The organism is Mesorhizobium sp. M1E.F.Ca.ET.063.01.1.1 (assembly GCF_003998155.1).
Taxonomy (GTDB): Bacteria; Pseudomonadota; Alphaproteobacteria; order Rhizobiales; family Rhizobiaceae; genus Mesorhizobium.
Window position 1 is genome coordinate 1 of sequence record NZ_RZSC01000901.1, and the last position, 2,145, is coordinate 2,145.

The 2,145-nt window shown below is 63.6% G+C and carries 3 protein-coding genes; 1 reads left to right on the forward strand and 2 read right to left on the reverse strand.

All coding sequences use genetic code 11. The features are described 5' to 3' along the window. Positions 1–863 (reverse strand): class II fumarate hydratase (locus tag EOA29_RS34015; protein ID WP_145969975.1); only part of this gene is annotated, 863 nt, incomplete at its 3' end. A gap of 300 nt (positions 864–1,163) precedes the next feature. Beyond that, a complete protein-coding gene (locus tag EOA29_RS34020; protein WP_189350717.1) occupies positions 1,164–1,637 on the reverse strand; it encodes a cupin domain-containing protein in 474 nt (157 codons plus the stop codon). Between the two features lie 112 nt (positions 1,638–1,749). Here EOA29_RS34020 and EOA29_RS34025 point away from each other — a divergent pair. Then, a partial coding sequence (locus EOA29_RS34025; RefSeq protein ID WP_127222235.1) for a LysR family transcriptional regulator occupies positions 1,750–2,145 on the forward strand: 396 nt, incomplete at its 3' end.

A 2,145-nucleotide genomic window follows, 5' to 3' on the forward strand; every position in this document is an offset into this window, starting at 1 on the left:
GCCGCCGCCGCGTTGATCGCGCCATGCGAGAACACCATGGAATCGTGCGCGGCGAGCGCCTCGAACTTGTTCGGCGCGGTGACGAAGGAAATGCCGGTGATCGAAGCGATGCGGTCCGCCACCTTTTCCGCGAAGCCGACCGGCGCGTTGAGACCGGTGCCGACGGCGGTGCCGCCCTGCGCCAGCTCCTGCAGGCCGGGCAGCGTCATCTCGATGCGCTTGATCGACGAGACGACCTGCGCGGCATAGCCGGAGAATTCCTGGCCGAGGGTGAGGGGAGTGGCGTCCTGCGTGTGGGTGCGGCCGATCTTGATGATGTGGTTGAAGGCGCGGGCTTTGGCGGCAAGCGCCTTGTGCAGATGGTGCAGCGCGGGGATCAGGTCGTGCACGATCCGCTCGGCGCAGGCGATGTGCATGGCCGTCGGATAGGTGTCGTTCGACGACTGGCTCATATTGACGTGGTCGTTGGGGTGCACCGGCTTCTTCGAGCCCATCACGCCGCCGAGCATTTCGATCGCCCGGTTTGAGATCACCTCATTGGCGTTCATGTTGGACTGCGTACCGGAGCCCGTCTGCCAGACGACGAGCGGGAAGTGGTCGTTGAGCTTGCCGTCGATGACTTCCTGCGCCGCCTCGACGATCGCCTTGCCGACGGCTGGATCCAGCCGCTTCATCTCCATGTTGACCTCTGCCGCGGCGCGCTTGATGACGCCCAGCGCCCGCACGATCGAGGCCGGCTGCTTTTCCCAGCCTATTCTGAAATTGCCCAGCGAACGCTGCGCCTGCGCGCCCCAGTAGCGGTCGGCCGCCACCTCGATGGGACCGAATGTATCGGTTTCGGTTCTGGTCTTTTCAGCGCTCACGAAAGGTCTCCGCTTGTCGAATTCGGCAACGGCGTATCGCGTTGCACAAAACGCATCAAGCGAAGATTGCGGGCGAGCGGGATGCAAATCGGTTGAAGCGTGGCGCCTCTTCCTTCTCCCCTTGTGGGAGAAGGTGGATCGGCGCGCAGCGCCGAGACGGATGAGGGGTGTTGGAAGAAACGAGGCGCCAGAAAATTGAGGATTGAAAGCGCCTAGTTCTTCAACGTCGCAATCCTTCCAACGCCCCTCATCCGTCGCCTTCGGCGACACCTTCTCCCACAAGGGGAGAAGGGAAAGCGCTCACCCCATCGGCGGTCCGACAATATCGATGCCGTTCTCGGCGCAAATCCTTGTCAGCGTCTCAATCATCTCCGGCGTCGGCTCCGCCGGCGGCGGCAGGTCCGGCCGTTCGGCAGGACGGCTCGCCATGCGGACCATCGTTTCGAAATCCGAACCACGCGTGATGGTGAGCGTATGCGCGCCTTCCGGGGATTCAACCTTGAATGTGTGCGGCAGGCCTTTCGGCGTGATGACGGTCTCGCCAGTGCCGACGATCCGCTCACGGTCGTCGATCCGGAAACGCATCCGTCCCTCGATGATGTGGAAGATCTCGTCCTCGTTGCGGTGCACATGCAACGGCGGGGAATCGCCGCAGGGCAGGCGATGCTCGATGACGCAGACGCCATCCTCGCCGTCGGCCGACGAGATCTGGACGGCGACGAGCGTGTTGTTGAACCAAAGGAGTTCCTTGCCTGCTATGGTCCTGTTGATCATTGTCACGATTTTCTCTCCCTGTGCTGGGGCCGGCCGAGCGGCGTCGACGGGGACCTAAACAGGGATGGGCGGGCGACGGAAATCGAATGATCGTATGGGGCGGATTGATGCGATGAATTTGAATGCGCTGGATCTCAATCTGGTAAGAGTGCTCGACGCGCTTTTGCGCGAGAAAAGCGCGACGCGCGCCGGCGAGCAGATCGGCCTCAGCCAGCCCGCCGTGAGCGCCGCGCTCAACCGCCTGCGCCACGCGCTCAACGACCAGCTCTTCGTGCGGCGCGGCAACGACATGGTGCCCACGCCGCGCGCCGAAAGCCTGGCCGAACCGGTGCGCGCGGCGCTGCGCGAGATCGAGCGAGCCTTCCAGCCCACGACGGCCTTCGACCCGGCGAGACTGCAACGGACCTTCACCTTCATGGGCGCGGATTTCTTTTCCATGCTCTTGATGCCGCCCTTTGCAGCGCGCATCGCGGCCATTGCACCTCGTGTGTCGTTCCGCTTCCTCGAC

Coding starts and splice junctions, on each gene's coding strand:
- EOA29_RS34020 (WP_189350717.1), bottom strand. CDS start 1,637: ATGATCAACAGGACCATAGCAGGCAAGGAACTCCTTTGGTTCAACAAC.